The sequence below is a fragment of the Ancylothrix sp. D3o genome, assembly GCF_025370775.1.
Taxonomy (GTDB): domain Bacteria; phylum Cyanobacteriota; class Cyanobacteriia; order Cyanobacteriales; family Oscillatoriaceae; genus Ancylothrix.
The window spans coordinates 82,330-106,058 of record NZ_JAMXEX010000011.1; the positions used below are offsets into that span (position 1 = coordinate 82,330).

12 protein-coding genes are annotated in these 23,729 nt (G+C 44.4%); 2 read left to right on the forward strand and 10 right to left on the reverse strand.

What is annotated here, in order from left to right; all coding sequences use genetic code 11:
• Positions 1-122: 122 nt before the first annotated feature.
• The 3 genes from NG798_RS18130 to NG798_RS18140 form a co-directional block, all read right to left on the reverse strand.
• The gene (locus NG798_RS18130; protein ID WP_261225103.1) at positions 123-3,935 is read right to left on the reverse strand and encodes a PAS domain S-box protein; all 3,813 of its coding nucleotides are present in this window, start codon (positions 3,933-3,935) and stop codon (positions 123-125) included.
• Positions 3,936-4,160: 225 nt separating this feature from the next.
• Entirely contained in the window at positions 4,161-6,431 is a 2,271-nt protein-coding gene (locus NG798_RS18135; RefSeq protein ID WP_261225104.1) for a PAS domain S-box protein, read from the reverse strand.
• Positions 6,432-6,578: 147 nt separating this feature from the next.
• Complete coding sequence (locus NG798_RS18140) at positions 6,579-8,390, reverse strand: PAS domain S-box protein (RefSeq protein ID WP_261225105.1); 1,812 nt, start codon at positions 8,388-8,390, stop codon at positions 6,579-6,581.
• 650 nt (positions 8,391-9,040) lie between these two features.
• On the opposite strand from NG798_RS18140, the gene bchD reads away from it, so the two are divergent.
• Positions 9,041-11,068 carry a magnesium chelatase ATPase subunit D gene (gene bchD / locus NG798_RS18145; RefSeq protein WP_261225106.1) on the forward strand — a complete coding sequence of 676 codons (2,028 nt, stop codon included), beginning with the start codon at positions 9,041-9,043 and terminating at the stop codon, positions 11,066-11,068.
• Positions 11,069-11,343: 275 nt separating this feature from the next.
• On the opposite strand, the gene NG798_RS18150 is transcribed toward bchD, so the two are convergent.
• Positions 11,344-11,847 carry a DUF4168 domain-containing protein gene (locus NG798_RS18150; RefSeq protein WP_261225107.1) on the reverse strand — a complete coding sequence of 168 codons (504 nt, stop codon included), beginning with the start codon at positions 11,845-11,847 and terminating at the stop codon, positions 11,344-11,346.
• 226 nt (positions 11,848-12,073) lie between these two features.
• Positions 12,074-13,060 carry a DNA polymerase III subunit delta gene (holA, locus tag NG798_RS18155; protein ID WP_261225108.1) on the reverse strand — a complete coding sequence of 329 codons (987 nt, stop codon included), beginning with the start codon at positions 13,058-13,060 and terminating at the stop codon, positions 12,074-12,076.
• Between the two features lie 37 nt (positions 13,061-13,097).
• On the opposite strand from holA, the gene NG798_RS18160 reads away from it, so the two are divergent.
• Positions 13,098-13,883, forward strand: a complete 786-nt coding sequence (locus NG798_RS18160) for a DUF1868 domain-containing protein (protein WP_261225109.1) — start codon at positions 13,098-13,100, stop codon at positions 13,881-13,883.
• Positions 13,884-14,147: 264 nt separating this feature from the next.
• Here the strand turns inward: NG798_RS18160 and NG798_RS18165 are convergent, their stop codons facing one another.
• The 5 genes from NG798_RS18165 to NG798_RS18185 all read right to left on the reverse strand — a co-directional run bounded on the left by NG798_RS18165 (position 14,148) and on the right by NG798_RS18185 (position 23,711).
• Positions 14,148-17,414: a PAS domain S-box protein gene (locus NG798_RS18165; protein WP_261225110.1), complete on the reverse strand. Its 3,267-nt coding sequence runs from the start codon at positions 17,412-17,414 to the stop codon at positions 14,148-14,150.
• Between the two features lie 441 nt (positions 17,415-17,855).
• Complete coding sequence (locus tag NG798_RS18170; protein ID WP_261225111.1) at positions 17,856-18,314, reverse strand: response regulator; 459 nt, start codon at positions 18,312-18,314, stop codon at positions 17,856-17,858.
• A 609-nt stretch (positions 18,315-18,923) separates the two neighbouring features.
• A complete protein-coding gene (locus NG798_RS18175; protein WP_261225112.1) occupies positions 18,924-20,828 on the reverse strand; it encodes a response regulator in 1,905 nt (634 codons plus the stop codon).
• Positions 20,829-20,973: 145 nt separating this feature from the next.
• Positions 20,974-23,319 carry a response regulator gene (locus NG798_RS18180; RefSeq protein WP_261225113.1) on the reverse strand — a complete coding sequence of 782 codons (2,346 nt, stop codon included), beginning with the start codon at positions 23,317-23,319 and terminating at the stop codon, positions 20,974-20,976.
• Positions 23,316-23,711, reverse strand: a complete 396-nt coding sequence (locus NG798_RS18185) for a response regulator (protein WP_261225114.1) — start codon at positions 23,709-23,711, stop codon at positions 23,316-23,318. Before NG798_RS18185 ends, NG798_RS18180 begins: the two co-directional genes overlap by 4 nt.
• Positions 23,712-23,729: the final 18 nt, after the last annotated feature.

The following is a 23,729-nucleotide window of genomic DNA, read 5'->3' on the forward strand; positions in this document are numbered from 1 at the left end:
AAAATGTATAACAAAATACAAAATTTTGCCAGAATTAAAAAATATATAAAACCGCCAAAAAAGCAGGCCGTTGGATTGATCTAAAAAATAAATTTTTTTAAATAAAAGACGGCCTAAATTTTTTAGACAGAGCCATAAACTTGGCGTTGGGGAATTTCGATAATAAACTCTGAACCTTGTCCGGGCGTTGAAAAAGCCCGCAGTTTGCCTTGGTGTTTTTCTACAACAATTTGATAGCAAATAGCTAATCCTAAACCGGTGCCTTTGCCTACCGGTTTAGTCGTAAAAAACGGGTCAAAAATCCGCTTGCAAACCTCATCGCTCATCCCTGGCCCATTATCAATAATAGACACCGCCAACCAGGGGAGATGCTGAGGATAATTCAAATAATTTAAAAGAGGACAAGAAACCTCACCAGAGCAAGGCTGCATTTTCAAATAAGTGCGAATAGTAATCCGGCTAGGATTAGCTATAATTTCTTCAGGAGAGCGGCTTAAATTAAGCTCATCAAGCGCATCAATTGAATTAGAAAGCAAATTCATAAACACTTGATTGAGCGAACCGGCATAGCATTCTACAAGGGGCAACTCGGCAAATTCTTTAACAAGTTCAATCGCCGGATGACCAGGTTTTTCTTTGAGCCGGTTTTGCAAAATAAGCAGCGTACTCTCAATACCCTCATGGATATCCACCGGCTTCATTTCCGCCTCATCCAAGCGCGAAAAATTCCGCAGAGATGCGACAATTTGACAAATACGATCAGCCCCCACCTGCATTGAACGTAACAACTTCGGCAAATCTTCGATCAAAAAATCTAAATCTATCTCCTCCTTTGCCTCTTGAATTTCGTCAGGCGGTTGAGGATAATACCTTTGGTAAATATCAACCAAATGCAATAAATCTCGTGTGTAGTCGTTGGCGTAAATCAAATTGCCATAAATAAAATTAACCGGATTATTAATTTCATGGGCAACTCCCGCCACCAACTGCCCCAAGCTAGACATTTTTTCTGTTTGCACCAGTTGGGCTTGAGTTTTTTGCAATTGATAAAGAGTTTTTTCTAATTGAGTGGCTTTTTCGCCCAAATCTTTTTGCGATTTCCGCAAAGCTTCTTCTGATTTTTTCCGCTCATTAATATCCCGCACAATACAAACCAAACCACCATTTGCAAAAGCAGAAAGAGAAACCTCTTGCGAAAATGTCGTACCATCCCGTCGCTTACCCAGAGCTTCCCCTCGCCAGTGTCCCAAACTCGCAAAAACCGGCATAATTTCTGTGGCAAAACGATTTAATTCTTCGCTACTGTACAGCATTTCCCAATGTTGACCGAGCAATTCTTGGGCGGTGTTGTACCCGTAAATTTTAGCGTGAGCGTCATTGACGTAAATGTAAGTTTGATTTGCATCTAAAATTGCAATGCCATCCATCGTTGCAGCAATAGCGGCTGACTGTTTTCGCAGGGTGGCTTCGACTCGCTGGCGCTCAATAGCAATCCCCGCCAGGTGCGTTGCTTTTCCGATTAGTTGCAAGTCGCTTTCTGTCGGTGTTTGAATGCGGTCATAATACATCGCAAATGTACCCAAAACCGCTTGATCTGAACTGAAAATTGGTGCAGACCAACAGGCTTTTAAATCATATTTAAGCGCCAAATCTCGAAACGCTGCCCAGCGCGGATCGCTGGCAATATCTGACACAATGGCTGCTTGTTTTGTGTAAGCAGCGGTGCCACAAGAACCCACAGCAGGCCCAATAGCAATGCCGTCAATAGCGTTGTTATAAGCCTCTGGTAAACTCGGTGCAGCCCCAAAAAGTAAATGTTTACCTTGTTCATCAAGCAGCAAAAAAGAACAGCGCATTCCCACAGATTGGGCTTCAATATAGTGAGCAATTGTATTTAAAATATCTTCCAAACAAGCGCCTTTAGCAATTAATTCCAGCACTTGATTTTGGCTTTCTAAAAGAGCAGAAGTTCGTTTGCGTTCGGTTACATCCACGCCAATAGCCCAGCTTTGCCAACCGACAATCGGAAAACGATGAGAAATATTTGACCAAGCAATAGTTTTAATGCTGCCATCTTTGGCCTTTAAATCAATTTCCCAGTTGCGAAAGTTATTGCCGTGAGCTTGCCATTGTTCAGCCTCATGCAGCCCCGGATTGTTGAGTTCCCATACTTGGGAATTCCCCACAAGTTCTGTGGCGCTGTAACCAGTCACTTGTTCGCATTCTCGATTCCAAACGGCGATGTTTCCATCGGGCCCAATGGCTTTAAGCATCACCGGCATATTTTCTAAAACACTTCGCAGCCGGCGTTCGCTGTTTTGCAGTTCTATTTCTGTTTTTTTCTGTTGACTAATATCTCTGCAAATTGTCGAGAGAAATTCTACTTCTCCCCCTGCTGATTTATGAGAAAGAATAACTTGCGATACAGGAATTTCTGGCTGGTTGCCGTACTGCAAACTAGATTCGCCGCTCCACACTCCCTCTGTGATGGCTGTTTCCAGCATTTGAGGCAACTGAGTTGAGGAAAAAGGCGAGCCGATAAAATCTCTAATAGATAGTGGAGTGATATCTTCCTTTTCCCCTATTCCTAACATTTTGCGACCGGCTTTATTCATGTAAATCGGGTGGCCGCTCATATCAGAAATTCCCACCAAATCCGTCGTGTTTTCTAAAATTTCCCTCAGTCTTGCCCCTGCGGATTCAGCGATTTTTCGCTGGGTGATATCCGTGCCGGTGCTGATGATTCCTATCACTTCTTGGCTGCTATCTCGCAAAAGCGAAAGCGAAATATACACCCAAATTTCTTTGCCGGTTTTGCTGCGAGTTTGAATTTCTATTTGGTGCGTCCCTTTGGCTAACACTTCCGAAATTAGCTGCTCTTCAAAAAAATCAGGCTGATTTGCACCATAAATAAAGTTAAGATTCTCACCGAAAGCTTCATCTGCTAAATAACCAAATAATCGCTCCGCTCCTTTATTCCAGCCGATCACCATTCCTGTTAGATCAGTGGTGATAAGAGCGGCGTTTACTTGATTAATAATTTGGGCAGAAGTCCGCAAAGTTTCTTCAGCTTGTTTGGCAAGGGTGATGTTTTGCGACATTGCCAAACCGGCATAAATTTCGCCTTTTCCGTTTTTTACCGGCAATGTATGTAGCTGATAAACATAACCATTCATGGCAACTTCAGACGCACTAGCAGTTCCCGCCAAAGCCGCCCTATACATCGGTTCCAGCGTCTTACAAACTTCTGGAGAAAAAACTTCATGCAGAGTTTTTCCTTCGAGCATTTCTTTAGAAAGACCAACTTTTTTTAATTCTGTCCCTTCAAAAATCAAATACCGCAATTCACTGTCAAATAATGCTACACTCCCGTTAGGAAAATTGCTGGCTAGGGTTCTATAAAGTTTTTGTTGCTTTTTAAAAAATTCTACTAATTGCTGTTGGGAAGCCACCTTTTCTTCAAGCTTTTTGCGCTCTTCAATATCCTCAAAAACCGCCAGTAAATATTTTGGTGTCGAAAAAGTGCCATCGGGAACGGCTGAAAGCGTTAAATTCACCCACACAGGCTTTTCATTTGCACCCCCCAGCAATTTTTCAAGGCTCAGCGTCGGAATTTCCCCAGCGAGGAGGCGTTGATATTCCCCCACATTAAAGTCTGCTCCGCTGGCTGCCAACATCTCAGAAAATGACCGACACAGCAGTTCTTTTTTGTTAGATCCTAACAGCCGGCAGAGTTGCTCATTAACTTCCAACCAACGGCAATCAACAGTTAAATAAGCCATCGCTACACCCGCCCGCTCAAAGCTCAGGCGGAAAAAATCTTCTCTATTTTCTGAACTCGCTTGATAATTGTTGTCACGCTTAGATGTGTGAGTAAAATTACTTAATTTTAGAGGCTCTTTGTTCGGGTTGGGTTCAGGTTTTAAATCAGCCACGCTTTGATTACCTTTAAATATTTTTACATCTCAACATATACTTTCAATTTTAATCAATCAACCGTGATATTGCTGATTTTCGCACCTCCCCTACCAAACAAACCTCAAGAACAAAAAAATACCGTCCTACCCCCCCCAGGCGAGAGGGGTAGGGCGGCAAAGTGAGATCAGCCTACATACAAAAACGAGAACCCCCCATCTCCATAACACCCTAATTTAATTGTTTTAAGATTTGCAAATGGGAATTTCAACGGAAAACTCTGTTCCCTCACCTGGTGTCGAATTACAAATTAAATTACCGCCATGTTTATCAACAATAATTTGATAACTAATCGACAAACCTAAGCCTGTGCCTTTCCCCACCGGCTTCGTTGTAAAAAACGGATCAAATAAACGCTTTTTAACGTTTTCAGGAATTCCAGGGCCGTTATCTTTAATACGAATAATAACCGAGGGAGTGGCAAGCATTTGTTCTTTTTGCACAATTTCCCCCCGCTGAGTTTGAATAATAATCTGACGAGGGAGCGGTTGTTTTTCAATAGCATCTATCGCATTGGTAAGAATATTCATAAACACTTGATTGAGCGAACCGGCATCACACTCAACTTTCGGTAGATCCCCATAATCTTTGATAACTTCAATTCCCGCTTGTCCGTTTTTTGGTTTGATGCGGTGTTGCAAAATTAATAATGTGCTATCCAGGCCGGCGTGAATATCCACCGGTTTTTTTTCTGCTTCATCCAACCGCGAAAAATTCCGCAGCGATAACACAATTTCCCGAATTCGCTCAGCCCCCACTTGCATAGAATGTAAAAGTTTCGGCAAATCAATCATTAAAAATTCTAAATCTATCGCCTCACATTCTTCTTGAATTTCCGCAGAAGGCTCAGGATAATTTTTTTGATAAAGATTAACTAAATTCATTAACTCTTCAATGTATTGAGTTGCGTAGGTCAAATTTCCATAAATAAAATTAACGGGATTATTAATTTCGTGGGCTACCCCAGCCACCAACTGTCCCAAACTAGACATTTTTTCCGTTTGCACCAGTTGAGTTTGAGTTGCTTTGAGAGAGCGCAAAGCTGCTTCTAATTGAGCAGTTTGTTCGCGCAAACGTCCTTCCGATTTTCGCAGCGCTTCTTCTGCTTCTTGACGTTCCGTAATATCTTCAGAAGTTAGCAAAATTCCTACCACATTACCCTCCCCATCATGCAGAGGAATGCGATTTTTATCTAGCCAAACTCGCTGACCATCCGCTTGAAATTGACTTTCAATAATATGATATTCAGGCAGATTAGTTTCCATAACCCGGTGGTCAGAATTCCTTAAATAATCAGCCTCCTGAGATTCCCAACCCAACTGGGAATCTGTTTTGCCGATAATTTCTTCAGGACAAGACAACCCAGCCACCCGCGCCATACTTTGATTACAACCCAAATAAACAGAATTGCGGTCTTTCCAAGCAATTAACTGCGGAATATTATCCATCACCAATTGCAGCATTTCTTGAGAATTTCGCAACTTTTCTTCTATTTGTTTGCGCTCAGCAATTTCGCTGTGCAATTGAGCAATTGCGTGACGAAAAGCAGCCGTTCGAGCTTCCACACGCATCTCTAATTCTTCGTTAGCTTGTAGCAGCGAATCTTGAGCAGTCCGGCGAATAGTAATATCGCGGATCGTGCCGGTCATGTGGAGCGGGTGGCCGGTGGCATCGCGTAAAACTTCACCACTACACGCAACCCAGCAAATACTCCCATCAGGTCGCAAAATACGGTGTTCAATTTTTAACTGTTCTTTAGCCTCAACCGCCCTCGCCATCGCCAACATTACCCGACTGCGATCTTCAGGATGAATCAAATTAATATAGGCATAATAACTCCGGGGTAACTGAGTCATCGACTGACAGAAAACTAACTCAACCGCCTCTGACCAAGTGATTTTTCCCGATAAAATATCCCAGTCCCAAATTCCGATCCCCGCCACTTTCAGCGCCATTTTCAGCCGCGAAAAATTATCTCTCAACGCCACCATTAACTCAGTACCATGTGGCGATTCTCCCCTCCAAACGCTTGTTTCTTCTATTTCCAATTGCTGCGTTTCACCGGCAATAACATCATTATTTTGCACTTGAGCAACGGCGTAAATTAATTGCTCTTCAGGCACCGCCTTTGCATTCCACCGCAGAGTTTTATAAGTACCAGTTGCAGTCCGAAACCGATGTTCAAAACAAATTGTTTCGGAAATATTGGCGTTGATAAGTTTTTCCAGCGCAGTTTGTGTGCTGTGACAATCTTGCAGATGCACAAATTCCAACACACTTTTACCCAGCAATTGCTCGGTTGTCAAACAAAGAATTTTTTCCCAGATTGGATTAAGCTGCTTAAAGGTGCCATCAAATCCAATCGCAGCAAGCATCTCATGGGAGAGACTGAAAAAATGATTTGGCCCGTTCGTTGTCTTGAAATTGTGCAGAATGGCTGTTTCTATTGTTTGCATTTTCAAGTTTTACACACCTGATTTTACCACATCGACAGCCTACCATCTCTGCCATCTGTCTTGCTCCGTGACGCAGACAGCAAAAAATATCCCCCACTGTGCCCCAAGCTGCGCTCGGCTACTCAAAAAAACCCTTTCCCAAGTCATTCAGACAGAAGTGCTTAAACCACAAGGCTGCAAAGGAATTTCAATCACAAATTCCGCACCTTTTCCGGGTTCGGAAATACAGCTAATTTGACCGCCGTGTTGTTCGACAACAATTTGATGAGAAATAGACAAACCCAAGCCGGTGCCACTACCCACCGGCTTAGTCGTAAAAAACGGATCAAATAAACGCTTTAACACATCCTCGCTCATACCCTGGCCGGTGTCTTTAATACTAATAATAACCTGAGAGTTTGACTCCTCCCCAGTTTTCTCCCTCAAAAAAGTCCGGATCGTAATAATGCGTTTTTTGCCCCAATTTTCCAAAGCCTCAATAGCATTTGTAAGAATATTCATAAACACTTGATTTAAAGACCCCGCATAACATTGAACTTTAGGCAACTTGCCAAAATTCTTAACTACTTCAATGCCACTCCAATTTGCTTGAGGTTGCAGCCGGTGTTGCAAAATCAACAGTGCACTTTCAATACCTTCGTGAATATTCACCGACTTTAACTCCGCCTCATCATGCCGAGAAAAATTGCGTAAGGAAAGAACAATTTGCCGAATCCGATCAGCCCCCTGTTTCATAGAAGCCAGCAGTTTCGGAGCATCCGCCCTAATGAACTCAATATCAATTTCTTCGCAAGCTTTTTGAATTTCTGGCAGCGGTTGCGGATAGTGAAATTGATACATTTTTAGCAATTCTAGCATATCGTGCATATAATAACCGGCATGATCCAAATTCCCAAAAATAAAGCCAATGGGATTATTAATTTCGTGAGCAATTCCCGCCACCAACTGACCCAAACCCGACATTTTTTCTGAATGTACCAATTGAGCCTGAGTTGAGCGCAACTCGTGCAAAGTTTTTTCGAGTTGACTTGTTTTTTGCCTGAGCGCCTCCTCAGCTTGTTTGCGCTCCGTAATATCTTCCACCACCGAAATAAAATACTTTGGTTCCCCAGAAGGCCGGCGTACCAAAGAAACCGTTAAAGTCGCCCAAACCACACTACCATTTTTGCGAATATACCGTTTTTCCATCGAGTAATTTAACAAATTACCCGCCAACATTTGCCCTTTGGAATGCAAATCAGCCTCAAGATCATCAGGATGAGTAATATCTTGAAACCTACTTGCCAGCATTTCTTCCCGACTGTAGCCAACAATATCACACAAACGCTGATTAACTAACAACCAGCGCCCATCCGTTGCCACTTGCGAAATACCCACAGCAGCTTGATCAAAAATACCCCGCAAACGCTCTTCACTTTCGCGCAATTGCATTTCAACTTCCTGGCGAAAAACAATTTCAGCTTTTAACTTATGAATAACATTTTTAAGCCGAGCCGTTCGCTCTTGCACTCGCAATTCTAAAACCTCATTCGCCTGACGCAAAGCCGCCTCTGCCTGCTTGCGTTCCGTGACATCACGAGTCACCTTAGCAAAACCCCGCAATTCCCCGCATTCATTTCGTAAAGCAGTCACCGTCACATTTGCCCAAAAACGAGATCCATCCGCACGAACTCGCCAACCTTCCCCCTCAAACCGGCCCTCTGATGCCGCCTGTTGTAACTCCAATTCGGGCAACTTTTCCTCAATGGCTTCGGCAGTAAAAAAACAAGAAAAATGCCGGCCAATAATATCCTGCGCGCCATAGCCTTTAATACGTTCTGCACCGGCATTCCAACTCACCACTAGCCCCTGAATATCCAGCATATAAATAGCATAATCTTCGACACTTTCAACCAACAGCCGAAAGCTTTCTTCATTTTGGCAAAGATGCCCAATTGAAGCTTTAATATCTGATGCCATAAATCCACCTCAGTGAAGAACCCTAGAAAGATGTTTTGTTGAAAAAGCAACTAAGAAAATACAAGTAGCCGACCCGCTAAGTAAGTCAACTTAATTAAACTCTGGATGTAATGTAGGTTGGGTAGAGGAACGAAACCCAACAGAGGCTTTGATGGGTTTTGCTTACGCTCTACCCATCCTACAAATAATTAAGTGCTTCTACTTAACAACCGGCATCCATTTTTTTAGTTAGCCAAAAAAACCTCAATTTTTTACGATAAAAAAACTTAGATTACTCCCCCTTACCAACCTCTAAACTTGCCAACCATCAATAGACAAAAACCTATTGTTGTTATCAATAGATGCAGGGTTCACAAAACTGCCTTTCTATCCATTGGAGAAGTCTTAGGTCAAGGATAATTAAGGTTAGTATCAGTATTATGAAATATTTTTGATCTTTTTTTTTCAAATTATGCTTAAATTTTGTTAATGAGACAGTTTTAAAAATCCCCTACATTCCCTTATCCCACCTTCGGGTTGCTGTCGGCAAGAACCATCTCTACCCCAGATAGAAAACCCTACTAAGCAGTTAGCATCTTGAGAGTCCACCAGTAAGGTATGCTAGAAAGCTGCGGCTTACCGCGTGACTATAGCCAAAAGTTTTAAATAAAATGCCCGTACCTGTTAGCCCCATGAGCCAAACGGCCTTTCCCCTCAGCGCCGTAGTCGGACAAGAAGCCATCAAACTTGCCCTATTGCTGGCATCAGTCGATCCAGGTTTAGGAGGAGTAGCCATAGCCGGCCGGCGCGGCACAGCAAAATCTGTCATGGCGCGAGCCATCCACTCTTTACTCCCTCCCATCGAAGTTGTCAAAGGCAGCATCGCCAACGAATCCCCCCTTGAATGGCAACAACACACACCTAACGAAACCCCCACCCCCGAAATAATCCCTGCACCTTTTGTGCAAATTCCCTTGGGAGTCACTGAAGACCGGCTCGTAGGTTCCGTTGATGTTGAACAATCCGTTAAACGCGGTGAAACTGTCTTCCAGCCGGGATTACTCGCCGAAGCCCACCGGGGAGTCTTATACGTCGATGAAATCAACCTCCTCGACGACAACATCGCTAATTTGCTTTTAACAGTCCTGACCGAAGGCCGTAATCGCGTTGAGCGCGAAGGCATCAGCATCGAGCATCCTTGCAAACCCCTGCTCATTGCCACCTACAACCCCGAAGAAGGGCCCCTCCGTGAACATTTACTCGACCGCATCGCCATCGCTTTATCAGCAGATGGAGTCTTGGGATTAGATGACCGCGTGCAAGCTGTCGAACAAGCCCTTGGTTATTCCAACTCGCCCCAAACTTTTTTAGAGCAATATTCCGAAGACATCGAAAACCTCCAAACCCAGATAATTTTGGCTCGTGAATGGCTCAAAGATGTCCAAATATCTAAGGAACAAATCAGCTATCTGGTAGAGGAAGCGATTCGCGGTGTGGTTCAAGGCCACCGGGCTGAGCTTTTTGCTGTGCGCGTTGCAAAAGCCGCCGCTGCTTTGGATGGCCGCACGGCTGTCAATGCAGATGACTTGCGCCGTGCGGTGGAATTGGTGATTGTGCCCCGCGCAACGGTAATCACTACGCCACCGGATCAACCGCCGCCGCCACCGCCGCCGCCACCGCCACCGGCAGATGAGCAATCGGAACAGGAACAAGAGGAAGAAGAGGAACAAGAGGAAAATCCCAATCCCCCGGAAGAGGAAGAAATGAGCGTCCCGGAGGAGTTTATGTTTGACCCTGAAGGCGTTTTGATGGACCCGTCCGTGTTGTTTTTTGCTCAGATGGCGCAACGACGCGGTAAGTCGGGTAGTCGAAGTTTGATTTTTTCTAAAGATCGTGGCCGGTATGTGAAGCCGGTTTTGCCTAAAGGTCAAGTCCGCCGTATTGCTGTGGATGCTACGCTGCGCGCTGCTGCACCCTATCAACGTTCACGCCGTGCCCGAAATCCCCTACAGGGGCAAGCTGAACAACTAGAGGCGGATCGTCGCGTATTTGTAGAACAGGCGGATATTCGGGAAAAGCGCTTAGTACGAAAGGCCGGTGCTTTGGTGGTTTTTGTGGTGGATGCTTCTGGTTCAATGGCTCTCAACCGGATGCAGTCGGCAAAGGGTGCGGTGATGACTCTTTTAACAGAGGCTTATCAAAATCGGGATCAGGTTTCTTTGATTCCTTTTCGTGGTGAGGCGGCGGAGGTTTTGTTACCGCCTACTCGTTCTATTACTACTGCTCGCCGGCGTTTGGAAAGATTGCCTTGTGGTGGTGGTTCGCCGCTGGCACACGGGCTGACTCAGGCTGTGCGGGTGGGGGTGAATGCTCAGCAGTCTGGAGATATTGGTCAAGTGGTGATTGTGGCTATTACTGATGGTCGTGGTAATGTGCCGCTGGCTCGTTCGTTGGGTGAGCCGATGGAACCGGGGGAAAAGCCGGATATTAAGGCGGAGTTGTTGGACATTGCCGGCAAAGTTCGGATGTTGGGGATTCAGTTGTTGGTAATTGATACGGAGAATAAGTTTATTTCTACCGGCTTTGCTAAGGAGTTAGCAACAACGGCGGGCGGCAAGTATTATCATTTGCCAAAGGCTACTGATCAGGCTATTGCTTCGGTGGCTATGGGCGCTATTGCTGATATGAAGTCTCGCTAGGTCGGTTGTTAGCTGTTGGGAGCACTGGGGGCCGGCATACAGGCGGGACTTCTGCGCCAAAGAACGGCACGGCCCCTACATTTCTTGGTTAATATTTTTTCACCTCTTGAAGGGAAAAATTATGATGGAAGACTTGGAAACAAAACAAGTTAAAGGCAAGAGTTAATCTTGATATTTAGTAATTCACTGAAGATGATTTTCCTTAAAATCAGGCCGGTGTCGAAAGTATCTGATGATGGATACTTGCTTTTGGGTGACACCGGCAGCAGGGAAAATTATTTTACAAATTTAGTTAAGGCTTTTTGCAACCTCGTAATTTCATCTTGAATGCGCTTTTGCAGAGCGGGATTATTTTGTTGGCTGGCTGTAATCGCATTAAATTTAGTAGAAGTTAAGCCATTTGTTTCGACAATTTGTTTTGAGGAGTTGCAATAATTGATCGCAATAGGACGAACCTCAGCGTTTAAAGCATTGAGTGTTTCGGCTTGATTGCAAACAATATTTGGGATATCTCCAGAGCCAATTTTTTGCTTAATATCATCATAGGCTTGTAAACGGACTTGTTCTAACTTCAATACAGTACGAGCGTAACTGGTAATTTCCTGGTCGCTAAAATTTTGGGCAACAGCCACGCCGACGCCTAGAAGCGGCTGTTTTTCAAGAAAACTCGGCACTGCACCGGCACCCACACCGACACCGGCCAGCAGACAAATCAACACAGGTTTTGATAGCCACTGGTTAAGTTTCATTTTTGACTCACAAGCAACAAGTCTCATCATAACTCACCCACACAAAGAATAAAATTAAAGGTTTCAATTGTTGAGAACAATTTTATAATAACTAAGTTCCAAAGTCGCCACCGACTGCATAATAACTCAGCATTAGTTGGGATCTATTTCATAGAAACCTCCTGAAAGGCCGGTTTATGCCTCGTATAAAAACTATCTATGTTTCTTGATAATTTTTCTTATCTGATTTTGAGACTAGCGCAGTTGTGATTTTTGCTTAAGTAAGCACTTGACAAAGTTTAATCACTGCTGTTTGCAAAGCTGGTAAATCTTCTGCACCACGCTTGAGACTCACCTCCAACTCTAACAACAGCGGCAGCACCCTCAACAATTTCTGAGTTGATAAATGACGAACTTCTTGCTTTAAAATATAAACTCGTTTGGGATTTCTCAACTCCACCGCTTGCGCGATACGGTCTTCGCGTTCGCCGGCTTCTAGTAACATTTTTACCCATAACCACAAGCGAAATTGCCCCACCAAAGTCGCCACAATTCGCAAAGCCGGCTCATTGCGAGCAATTAAATCAGACACCAACCCCACAGCCTCTTGCACCTTTCTGTCTCGAATTGCCTCCGCAAGCTGGAGACTGTTTTGAGTATTGCCACCCACCAAAGCATTCACATCTTGCTCATTCAGCGTCCGTCCGCCGTTGCCGGTTGCATAAATTTGTAATTTTGTCAACTCTGCATCAAGGGCGCGGGAATTATTTCCAAGGGATTGAGCCAAAACAGCAACAGCCATTTCAGTCAAGCGAAGCTGTTTTTGTTGAGCCACCTCGCGGACGCGATCAATCAAGTCCTCGGTTTTCCAAGGAGGAATAGCGGCAAATTCGCGGAAATTTTCACCGGCATACTTTTGTAACAACTTGGTGGATTTGAGCCTGCCATCCGGTTTAGAACGAGTGGTTAACAACAAAACCGACTCTGAGGGAATAACCGGCAAAGTGCGTTCCAACTCTTCAATAACAGCAGGGGGACAAGAGGAGCAAATGGCAGTATCTGCAAGCCAAACTAAACGACTACCGGCACCGAAAGGAGGAGTCATGGCTTGATTGAGGGCAAAAATCAGGCCATCGGGTTGATCGGGCTGTATTTTATCATAATTGAAACTCTCCCAAGCTGAATCTAGGAAATGATCCCGCAAAGAAGTAACCGCCGCCGAAATTGCAAAGTCATCGTCACCCCAATAGAGGTAAATTGGCATAAAGAACACCTGCTTGAAAATACGAGGCAATTGACAATTGGACGATAATTATCAGGTTTACTTAAATCGCGTAGCAAGGCTGACCCTGCTGGAAGCTTATCAGTCTGGCGTGCAACACATACAAGAATCACCCAAATTTAAGCCTAATGCCAGCGGCATCAGAGAGCCGGTACCTTTTCCGGGTTATACCATCATTACCCCGCCTTGGGAGGAAGATACAAACAACCATCGATTTTATAAAAATTTACAAGACTGTCAGCAGGAACTTGTCAAAAAATTAGAACCTGAGTTATTAGTGCCGGTGACGCCTGAAAGCTTTCACGTCACGTTAGCCGATTTAATTTGGGATGATGGCTACCGGCACGCTCAGGAAAAACCCGATTTTGATGAGTTACTTCGCAATCAAATTGCTCAAAGTTTTGAGGTGTGCCGGTCAAATTTAACCAGCCACAAACCGATTCGCTGGCAATTGCTGGGACTGATAGTAAGGACTCGTGCGCTGGGGGTTTGTTTAGCTCCCAAAGATGAGGAATCTTACGAGCAAATTGTGCAATTGCGGCGAGCGATTTATCAAAATCACGGCTTAATGGGCTTAGGAATTGAACAGCACTATCATTTTACAGCCCATGTGACGTTGGGTTATTTTGGTGAAATTAAACCGGATCTCGATGGCCAACGTCTCAGTCAAACTTTGTATGATTTTAATTTGCGCTGGGTGGATGCTGAACCGCAAGAGTTAATCATTCAAAGAGCCGAATTGCGATTTTTTGAGGATATGACCAAGTATCTGCGAGGCGATAACTGGCCGGTTGTGGAGTTTTAAGCAGGGGATAGGGGATTGATGGTTGGAAGGTGAATATTTTCTGCTTCTACCTATTTTCTTTTATCGGTTTTGTCAGGGTGATTATTTATTCCCCGTTCCCTAGTTTCCTTGTTTATTTTGGCATCGTTTAAAGGTTGGTAATTCTCCGGGTTGCCCACATTCCTAGATCCCCCTTACTCCCCGTCAATTGGCGGGAGGAAAGGGGGGTAAATTTTTTGTGGCAATGCTTATTTTTGATAGCTTTGTTCCACAGTTTCCAGAGATTTAATAGTTTCGGTTTTGCCGCTCGGCAGCGCGTTTGATAGCGTTTAATAATTTGGGTAAGTCTTCAATGATGTAATCGAGGTTGAAGTGGTCGTAATAATCGAGAATGGCTGGCGGCGGTTCGGGAAAATATTGTTGATAAAGTTGAATTAAATTCAGTAAATCATCACAATAGGAGATGGCTGGGGAAAGATTGGCGGAGATAAAATTAAGGGGGTTCTTAATTTCGCTGCTAACATCTGTTCCCTCATTATCGACGCTATCGAGACTTACCCACTGTTTGATAGGGGCTATTTGTTTAGTTTGTAAAAGTTTGGCTTGGGCTTTGTGTAAGTTGTTGAGGGCGATTTCTAATTGCAGGGTTTGGGAACGCAGCCGGGTTTCAGATTCTCGCAAGGCGGCTTCGGCTTGTTTGCGTTCTATAATTTCGGTTTTGGCTTTTTCAAAAAGTAGTGATTGTTGTAAGGAAATGGCAATTTGGATGCTAATTTTTTGCAAGCATTCTATTTGACTGGCTTGCCAGTTTCGGGCGGCGGTGCAGTCTTGGGCGATTAATAATCCCCAGAGTTTTTCACCTTGCAAGATGGGGACTGATAAGTTGGCTTTGACTTGCAATTGGGCGAGTAAGTTTTTGTAAGATTCATTCACTGAAGAATCGTTAATGTCTTCAATTGCGATGATTTTTCCTTTTCGATAGAGGGGGAGATAATTGTCTTTACACCCATTTATTTGAAGGTTTAAACCTACTATGGGGAAGGTGTTATGGCCTATGGATTCAACTACGACTAAGCCACTGAAGTCGGAGTTAAAGCGATAAATTAGGGTGCGGTCTGTTTGTAAAAATTCTCGGACTTGTTGGACGGCGGTGGTGAGGACTTCTTCGAGGTTAAGAGAGCAGCCAATGCGCTCAAACATTTTGCCGATAATTCGCTTTTCAGCAAGTTCTTGATGAAGGGCAATTTCTGCTTGTTTGCTCTCTGTAATGTCTTTGTGGGTGCCGGTCATACGCAGGGGGTTGTTTTGGGTGTCCCACTCACATACTTTGCCTTGGGCTAATATCCATTTCCATTCGCCTGTTTTGGTTTTCATGCGAAATTCACGTTGATAAAGGTCGGTCATACCGGCTAAGTGATCTTGAATGGCTTCAACGGCTTTGGGGAGGTCTTCGGGGTGAACTAATTTTGCCCAAGATTCAAAGTGGTTTTCGATTTCTTCTATTTGGTAGCCGAGCATTTTTTTCCACTGTGGGTCATAGTAGGTTTCGCCGGTGGCTATGTTCCAATCGCATAGTCCGAGGTCGCTGCCTTCGAGGGCAAGTTGCAGCCGTTTTTGACTGATTTGTAGTTCCAATTCGGCTTTTTTTTGTTCGGTGATGTCGCGGGCTACGGCGTAGGCGCAGCCTTCTTCTGCGTAGGGTACGGATACCCAAGATAGCCATTTATAGGTTCCGTCTTTGCATAAGCAGCGGTTTTCAAAGTAGGTGATGTTTTCCCCGCTTCGGAGTTTTTTGGCGGCTTTTATGGTGTTTTCTTGGTCGTCTGGATGAATTAATTCTATTAGGGGTTTGCTTTGCAGTTCTTGTTCTGTGTAGCCAAAGATTTTTTGACAGGCTGGGTTTAGGCGTAATACAGTTCCGTCCAAGTCGGCGATGCAAAGTAGGTCTAAGGATAGGGTAAAAAATCTATCGCGGTCGGCTTGGGTTTGTTTTAATTCGGTGATGTCTATGATTAAGCCGTCCCATAAAATATCGCCGTTGGGTTGGGTTTGGGGGCGGGAGGCTGCTTTTGTCCAAATGTGTTTTCCGGTGGGGGTGATGTGTCGCCATTCGTATTGCCAGGGTTGCTGGGTGGTGGCAGATTGAATGATGGAGTTTTCTAGGCCGGGCCGGTCTTCTGGGTGGATTCCTTGAAAGAGTGTTTCTGCGTCTTGGATGATTTCTTCGGGTTCGAGTCCATACAGTTCTCTGCTGCTGGGGGAAACGTAGGGAAATGATTTTTTGCCTTCGGTTGTTAGGCGGAATTGATAAAGCATTCCGGGGGCGTTGGCGGCGAGTTTTTGAAATTTTTGTTCGCTGTTTTCTAGGGCTGCTAGGGTCTGTTTATAGTGGGTGATGTCTCGCATGATGCCGACGATCATTTTACTGCCGTCTGGGTTGATGAAAAGGGTTTTTTTTGTGGAGACTATGCGCTGGTTTCCCTGGGTGTCGGTGATGATTTCTTCGTTTTCGTTTTCGATGCCGGTTGTTAATACGAGTTCGTCTTTTTCCCAGAATATATCTGCTTGTTGTTTGGGTAAAAAGTGGTGGTCTGTTTTTGAAAGGATTTCTGTGCGTGGTTGACCTAGCAGTTGACAAAAGGCATCGTTGACTTTTATCCAGCGGTGTTGTGCGTCTTTGACGAAAAGGGGGTCACTGATGGCGTTGAGGATGTGGTTAAGGAAGTCTTTGGAGGCTTTGATTTTTTCGTTGGCGATGACTTGGGTGGTGATGTCGCTGAGGGTGCCGGTTGTGCCGGTGAGGGTGTTGTCTAGGCTGTGGGTTTGGCGCACTTGTACTTCTAGCCACCGATAATTACCGGTTTTTGTTCGGTAGCGGGTGGAAAACCGGCATTGTTGTTTTTTGTTTTGAATTAAGGCTTGAAAGTTTTCTCGGTTTTTTGCTTGGTCTTCTGGATGGATGTAGGTTAAAAATTCTGTTCCTAAGCTTTCGGCAACGCTAAAGTTGGTGATTTCGCTCCAGGCTGGGTTTAAAAATGTCCAGTGGCCGGTGCAGTCGGTTTGAAAGACGATTTCTTTTATATGATCTAGGGCTGAGCGATATTTTTCTTCGCTTTGTCTATTGGTTGTTTGGAGTTTTTGTCTTTCGATAGCGCAGCGCAGGGTTCGTTTTAATAGGGGGCTGTTGATTTCTTCTTTGCTGAGGTAATCTTGGGCACCGGCAGCGATGATTTGAACGGCTATTTCTTCTGTTATCTGGCTGATTAAGATGATTAGGGGGATGTTTAAATAGTGTTCTTTTATTCTGGCTATTGTGTCTGTGCCTTGGCTATCTGGCAAGGTAAGTTCTAATAAAATTACATCAAAATTTTGACTGCCTAAAAGGTTGAGGGCTTCGCTGAGGCCACCGGCTTTAAATACGGAAAAGTTGAAGTTTTCTGTGTTATTTTCTAAAATTAATTTTTCTATTAAATTTGCTTCGCTGAGGTTGTTTTCTACTAAAAGAACTTTTAAGCTAGTGCGGGTCAGCGGGGAGCTAAAAACTGTTGTCATTGGGCCGCCTCTCTATAAGTTATTTTTAAGTTAGCGCATGGGGGAGGGCAAACCCAAGCCGGATATTATTGTGTTTGTATCTTAGGTTTGCGGTGGTGTTTCGGGGCTTTGGGTGTGGGTGTGGGTTGGGTAGTGCCTCCAGCTTGATTTGCCCCTGCTGATGCTCGGATGTTGTTTCTATTTTAGGGTAATTTTGTTATTTTGGTAGAGTTTTTATAAAATTTTTTTGGCTTTTTTTCTGGCTGATAGGGGAGAATATTTTTTTGTTTAGAAAGGAAAAAAAATCAATTATTTACTGGTTTAAATGGGGCGATCCTAAATAAAGGTTTTCCCTAAAATGCGCTTTGTTCGTGTTTTGTGAGGGAAATATTATTGCGGAGTATGATGGGGGTGTGGTGGAAAGATGCCGGTTGAGGTTTGTATTTTTCAATCTAAGTTGGGTTAATCTTCTGGCAGTGGGGGAAGGATGACGGTTTGAAACCAATATTGACATATCCTTTTGAGAAATTCAACTAATGTGTCAAAGCTGAGGGGTAAATTAATGAAGGAGTTGGCTCCTGCACCGTAGCAGTGTGAAAGGTCTCCGTCTTGTTGGGATGTTGTCAAGATGAGAACAGGAATTTGTCTCAATGTTGAATCTGATTTAATTTCTAGGAGGGCTTCGCGCCCATCTTTGCGGGGCATATTTAAGTCGAGTAATATGAGGTTGGGGCGCGGGGAAGTTTCGGGAGATTTGTAGTGATTGCGCCTGTATAAATAATCCACCAATTCTTCGCCATCTTTTACACAGAAAAGCTGAAGGGAAAGGGGAACTTCTGTGAGGGCTTCTTCTATCAAAAATTGAACTTCTTTGCGGTCATTAGCAAGCAAAATTTTATAGGTGTTTATTTTAGGATTCATGGGAGTTGTTTTCCCCGTCAAAGTGTTAGTAATTTGGTGCTGAGGTTCGCAGATGGGGAGGGTTTGCTGGTAAACAGGTATCCGATCCGAAGTTTGGGAAGCCTCTCGATTAAATACGGCGGTTAAGTTTATTATGATGGAAAGGGTGCTTTAAGTCATCCGCTAAAGGGCTTAAATGTATCTGGAAAGCGGGCGGGAATACATGAGCGAGTGGGGTAAGATCTTTTGTTTAAGAAGAGGTAGATTATAACATATGGGCGGAAAATTTTCTTAGTAAATTTTCAATTGAAGGATGAGGATGGGCGATTGAGGAGGGGGGGTTTGATAGTTAGGCAAAGGATGGGGAAATGTGTAGATGTGAGGTTTTTAGCTGATTTTTATGAGGAATTTTGGGGGTGGGTGAAGTAAAAGGTTGAGCCTGGATCGGGTTGGGAGTTTACGCAAATTTGGCCGCCATGATGTTCGATGATTTTTTTACAAATGCGGTTACAGGGTTTGATTTTAGATTAAGTTCTTTAGTAAGGGGTTTTTTAAGGTGAAGATCATCCCTAAATGGGCTTACTAAGGGGAATTTTATTAAGAATAATTGGGGGGTATGGATATTAGCTTTTACCAGGAGTCTATGGTTGTTTTAGTTAGGCGAACGAGGATGTCTAGGCGGAAGTCTTCAAGGAGTTCTTTTAAGGCTTCTGCCAGAATTTGGGCGGTTTTTGGAATTTGGTTGATTAGTTGGGCTATAAGGTCTTCGTTGACTTCGTTGGCTGCTTGATAAAGTTGCTTTACCCAAGGTTGGGGCATTTGGGCGAGAAGGGGTAAGAAAAAGCTGTCGGGGCGTTGGGTGGTGCTGTTGCGTTTTTTAACACCGGCTCCTCTAAATTGAGGTAATTCTTGGTAGATATAGCGGATATCTAAATATTGGGCAATTTTTTCAAAAATGATGTCTTCAATGAAGGGTTTGCGGATAAAATCATTGCACCCTGCTGCTAAAATTTGGGGGTGATGTTCTTCAAAGGCGCTGGCGGTGAGGGCGATGATGGTGGTGTAAAATTTTGTTTGTTTTTCTTTGAGACGAATTTCTCTGGTTGCTTGGGTGCCACTCATCACCGGCATTCTTGTATCCATCCAAATTAAATGGGGTTGCCATGTTTCCCAAATGCTGATGGCTTGAGATCCGTTTTCTGCTTCTTTGACTTCAAAGCCGACGGGTTGAAGTAGTTTGAGGAGGAGAAGGCGGTTTTCTTGGCTGTCATCAACTACTAATATTCGATAGGTGCTGCCGGTGGGTTCTATGCCGATGACGCGCCGCTGTATTTGATTAGTAATTTCGCGTGGGTTTGCTTCTTGGAGGGGGATATAAAATTTAAAGGTTGTGCCTTTTTTTATGCTGCTATTGACGGTGATTTGTCCGCCGATGATTTCGATAAATTTACGAGTAATTGTTAAACCGAGGCCGGTTCCTTCGGCGGCTTTTTGGCCTGATTCTGTTTGGACAAAGGCTTGAAATAAGTTAGCCATTTCTGCGGGGGCAATGCCGGTGCCGGTGTCTTGTATTTCAAAGCTGAGGATATGGTTATTTGGGGCGAGGGTTTCTTTTGAGACTCGGAGGGTTACGCTGCCGGTATGGGTAAATTTGATGGCGTTTCCTAACAAGTTTATGAGGCTGGCTCGGAGTTTTTTTTCGTCGGTTTTTATGTATTGGGGAACGTGGGAATCAAGGATGAAGTTAAGGTGTAGTTGTTTTTTTTCGGCTTGGAGTTGAAACATTTCTTCTAGGTTATCGGTGAGCCGGTAGAGGTCAAAACTGGTTTCATAAAGTCCGATGATGCCGGCTTCGATTTTGGAAAGATCGAGGATGTCGTTAATTAATTCGAGTAAATGTTCGCCGCTGCGGTTAATGATTCGGAGATATTCTAGCTGATCGTTGGTGAGGGAAGATTCACGAATTAAAACTTGGGCAAAACCCAAAATGGAGTTGAGTGGGGTTCGCAATTCGTGGCTCATGTTGGCGAGGAATTGGGTTTTGGCAGTTGAGGCGGCGAAGGCTGCTTGTTCTGCTTTTTTGCGTTCGATTATTTCTTGTTCGAGTTGTTGGTTTTGGGTGAGGAGTTGCTGTTGTAATCGGCGGATGGTTAGTTGGTGCTCGACGCGAGCAATTACTTCTTCGATTTGAAAGGGTTTTGTGATGTAATCTACGCCGCCTTTACCAAAGGCTTGTACTTTGTCGAAGACTTCATCGGAGGCGCTAATAAAGATGACGGGAATTTTTTCGGTTTGGGGATCGGCTTTGAGTTGTTGACAGACTTCGTAGCCGTTCATTTCGGGCATTCGGATGTCTAGTAATATGAGGTCTGGTGGGGAGTGATGGATGGCTCTGAGGGCCATTTTGCCGTTAGTTATGCCGCGAACTTTGTAGCCACATTCGTTGAGGGTGGCTGATAATACTTGTATGTTTTCTGGGGTGTCATCGACGATTAATATATTGCCGTTATTTTTATTATTTTGATGGTCTGACATGGTTTTGTTGATAGTGGTGGGGGTTTAACCTCTCGATCCCACATCCAACCTAGCGGGGCAAGCACTGGGAGGCGGGCGGTTTTTTAAGGGTTATTAGGTTTGTTTGTTCTCCGTGCAATCGAAGGCGAAAAAGAGGCTCGGCTGGTTAGGTTGGTGATAGGGGTTGGGAGTTTTTATATTCTTCTATTAAATCAAGAATTTGGTCGCAACGAAAGTTTTCAACTAAGTTTGTGATGGCTGTGGCAAGAGGTGTGTGGTGGGGGGGAAGTTCGCTGAGGAGTTCAATAATTTTTTCGTCGTCTATGGAGAGGGCGGCGTTATAAAGTTCGTCGATCCATTGTTCGGGGATGTTGTTTAAGGAGGAGGCTTGGAGGGTAAATGAGGTGTTGGTGGTTTGGGTTTGGGTGTTTGGTTGTGTGGTGTTTTGTGGGGCGTTGGTTGGGGTTGGTTGTTGATAGGTGTATTGAACTCCGAGATATTTTGTCATTTTTTCGAGGATGACTTCTTCTCTGAAGGGTTTGGCGACAAAATCTTGGCAGCCGGCGGATAGTACGATGGATTTTTCTTCTTCAAAGGCGCTGGCGGTGAGGGCGATGATGACGGTGGCTTGTCCTTTTAAATGACTTTTGATTTGTTTGGTGGCTTCGTAACCGTCCATGACTGGCATTCTCATGTCCATCCAAATTAAATGGGGTTCCCATTCTGACCAAATTTCGATGGCTTTGAGGCCGTTTTCTGCTTCTTTGGCTTTAAATCCGAGGCTTTCTAATAGTTTGACGAGTAAGAGGCGACTTTCGAGGCGGTCGTCTACGACTAGGATGCGATATTCTGGTTGGTTTGGGGCGATGCTGATGGCTCGTTGTTTGGTTGTGGTGGCTTGAATTTCGATGGAGTGTACTGGTTCTGTTTGGATGTGAAATTTGAATATTGTGCCTTGATTAAGGATGCTGCTGACGGATATATCGCCGTTCATTAGTTTAATAAATTGGCGGCTGATGGGTAATCCGAGGCCGGTTCCTTCTTGGGATTTTCTGCCGCTTTCGGTTTGGATGAATGGTGTAAATAGTTCTGTGATTTCGTCGGTGGCGATGCCGGGGCCGCTGTCTTCTATTTCAAATAATATGGTTAGTAACTCGGCATAATTTTGGGGGGATGATTGTTTTTTGGCGCGGAGTATTACGCCGCCTTCTGTGGTGAATTTGATGGCGTTTCCTAATAGGTTGAGGAGGATTTGGCGGAGTTTGCTTTCGTCGGTGTTTATGTATTGGGGGAGGTCGGGGGAGAGGTCAAAGATTAGCTGGAGGTGTTTTTTTTGGGCTTGTAAGCGGAGCATTTCTTCGAGGGTTTTGAGGAGTTGGTAGAGGTCGAAGGGGTTTTTATCTAGTGTGATTAACCCAACTTCTATTTTTGACATTTGGAGGATGTTGTTGATGAGGTTGAGGAGGTGTTCTCCGCTACGGCTGATGATTTCTAGTTGTTGTTGGTGTTCGGGTTTGAGGGTGGTGTCGCGGGTTAAAAGTTGGGTGAATCCTAAAATTGCGTTGAGGGGGGTTCGCAATTCGTGGCTCATGTTTGAGAGGAATTGGCTTTTGGCGCGGTTGGCTTTGTCGGCTTCTTCTTTTGCTTTTTGAAGGGCGATTTCTGTGATTTTTCTTTGGGTGATATCTTGGCTAACGGAAATGACGCAGGTTTCACCGGCTATTTCGATGATTTCTGCGGAGAGTAGGCCGGTTTTTATTTGGCCGTTTTTGGTGCGAAAGTCGAATTCATAGTTATGAATGGAGCCGTTTTTTTGTAAGGCTTGAAAAAGACCTATACGGTCTTTTAAGTTGACCCAAAAGCCTAGTTCAAGGGCTGTGTGACCGATGAGTTCTTGGGGGGTATAACCGAGGTTTTGGCAAAAGGCGTCGTTGACTTCTAAATGACAGCCATCGCTGAGGCGGGTAATGGTAATTGGGTTGGGGGAGTTTTTGAAGGCTTTGGCAAATTTTTCTTCGGAAAGACGGAGGTCTGCTGTGCGTTGTTCGACTAGGTTTTCTAGTTGTTGATTGAGCCGTTGGAGGGTGAGGTTTTGTTGGGCTATTTGCTTTTCTTGGGCGTAGCTGCGGAGGGCTTCTTTGACGGTTAGGGAGAGGTCTTCGGGTTGCCAGGGTTTGGGGATGTAGCGGTATAGTTTGGCGTATTTGATGGCGTTGCTGACGGCGGCGAGATCGGCTTGGCCGGTGAGTAAGATTTTGAGGGTTTGGGGGGAGCAATTGTGGACTTGTTTTAAGAATTCATCTCCTTTGATTCCGGGCATGAGATAGTCGGAAATGATGACGGGAATTTCTCGCTTTTCTTGCAGGAGTTCTTCGAGCAAGTCTAGGGCGTCTTGGCCGGTTTCGCAGGTTTCTATAAAGTAGTTTTCTGAGAGGTTTTTTTTGAGTTCTATTTTTAAGCTTTGTAAGATGGTGGGTTCGTCGTCTACGCAGATAATTATGGGTTTGTTCATGGTTTTTCTAGGCCGTTTTTTATGGTGTTGACTAATACTTGGTTGTCCCAGGGCTTATGCAGGCAGGCGTAGAGGTTTGCTTGTTCTTTTACTCTTTGAATGGCGCTTTCGTCGGCTTGGCCGGTGAGCATTACTTTGATGATGTTGGGATATTTTTCGTGAACTTTTATTAGAAATTCGTCGCCTTTTATTCCGGGCATTAACCAGTCGGAAACGATGACGAGGATATCGGTTTGGTCTTGTTTGAGTTCTTCGATGATTTCTAGGGCTTCGTCGGCGCTTTCGGCGACTTCGTAGAGGTAGGCGTTGCCGAATTCTTTTTTGAGTTGGATTTTCAGGCTATTGAGAATGACTGTTTCATCATCGACGCAGAGGATGGCAGGTTTGGGCATCGTTTTTGTGAGTGCAGT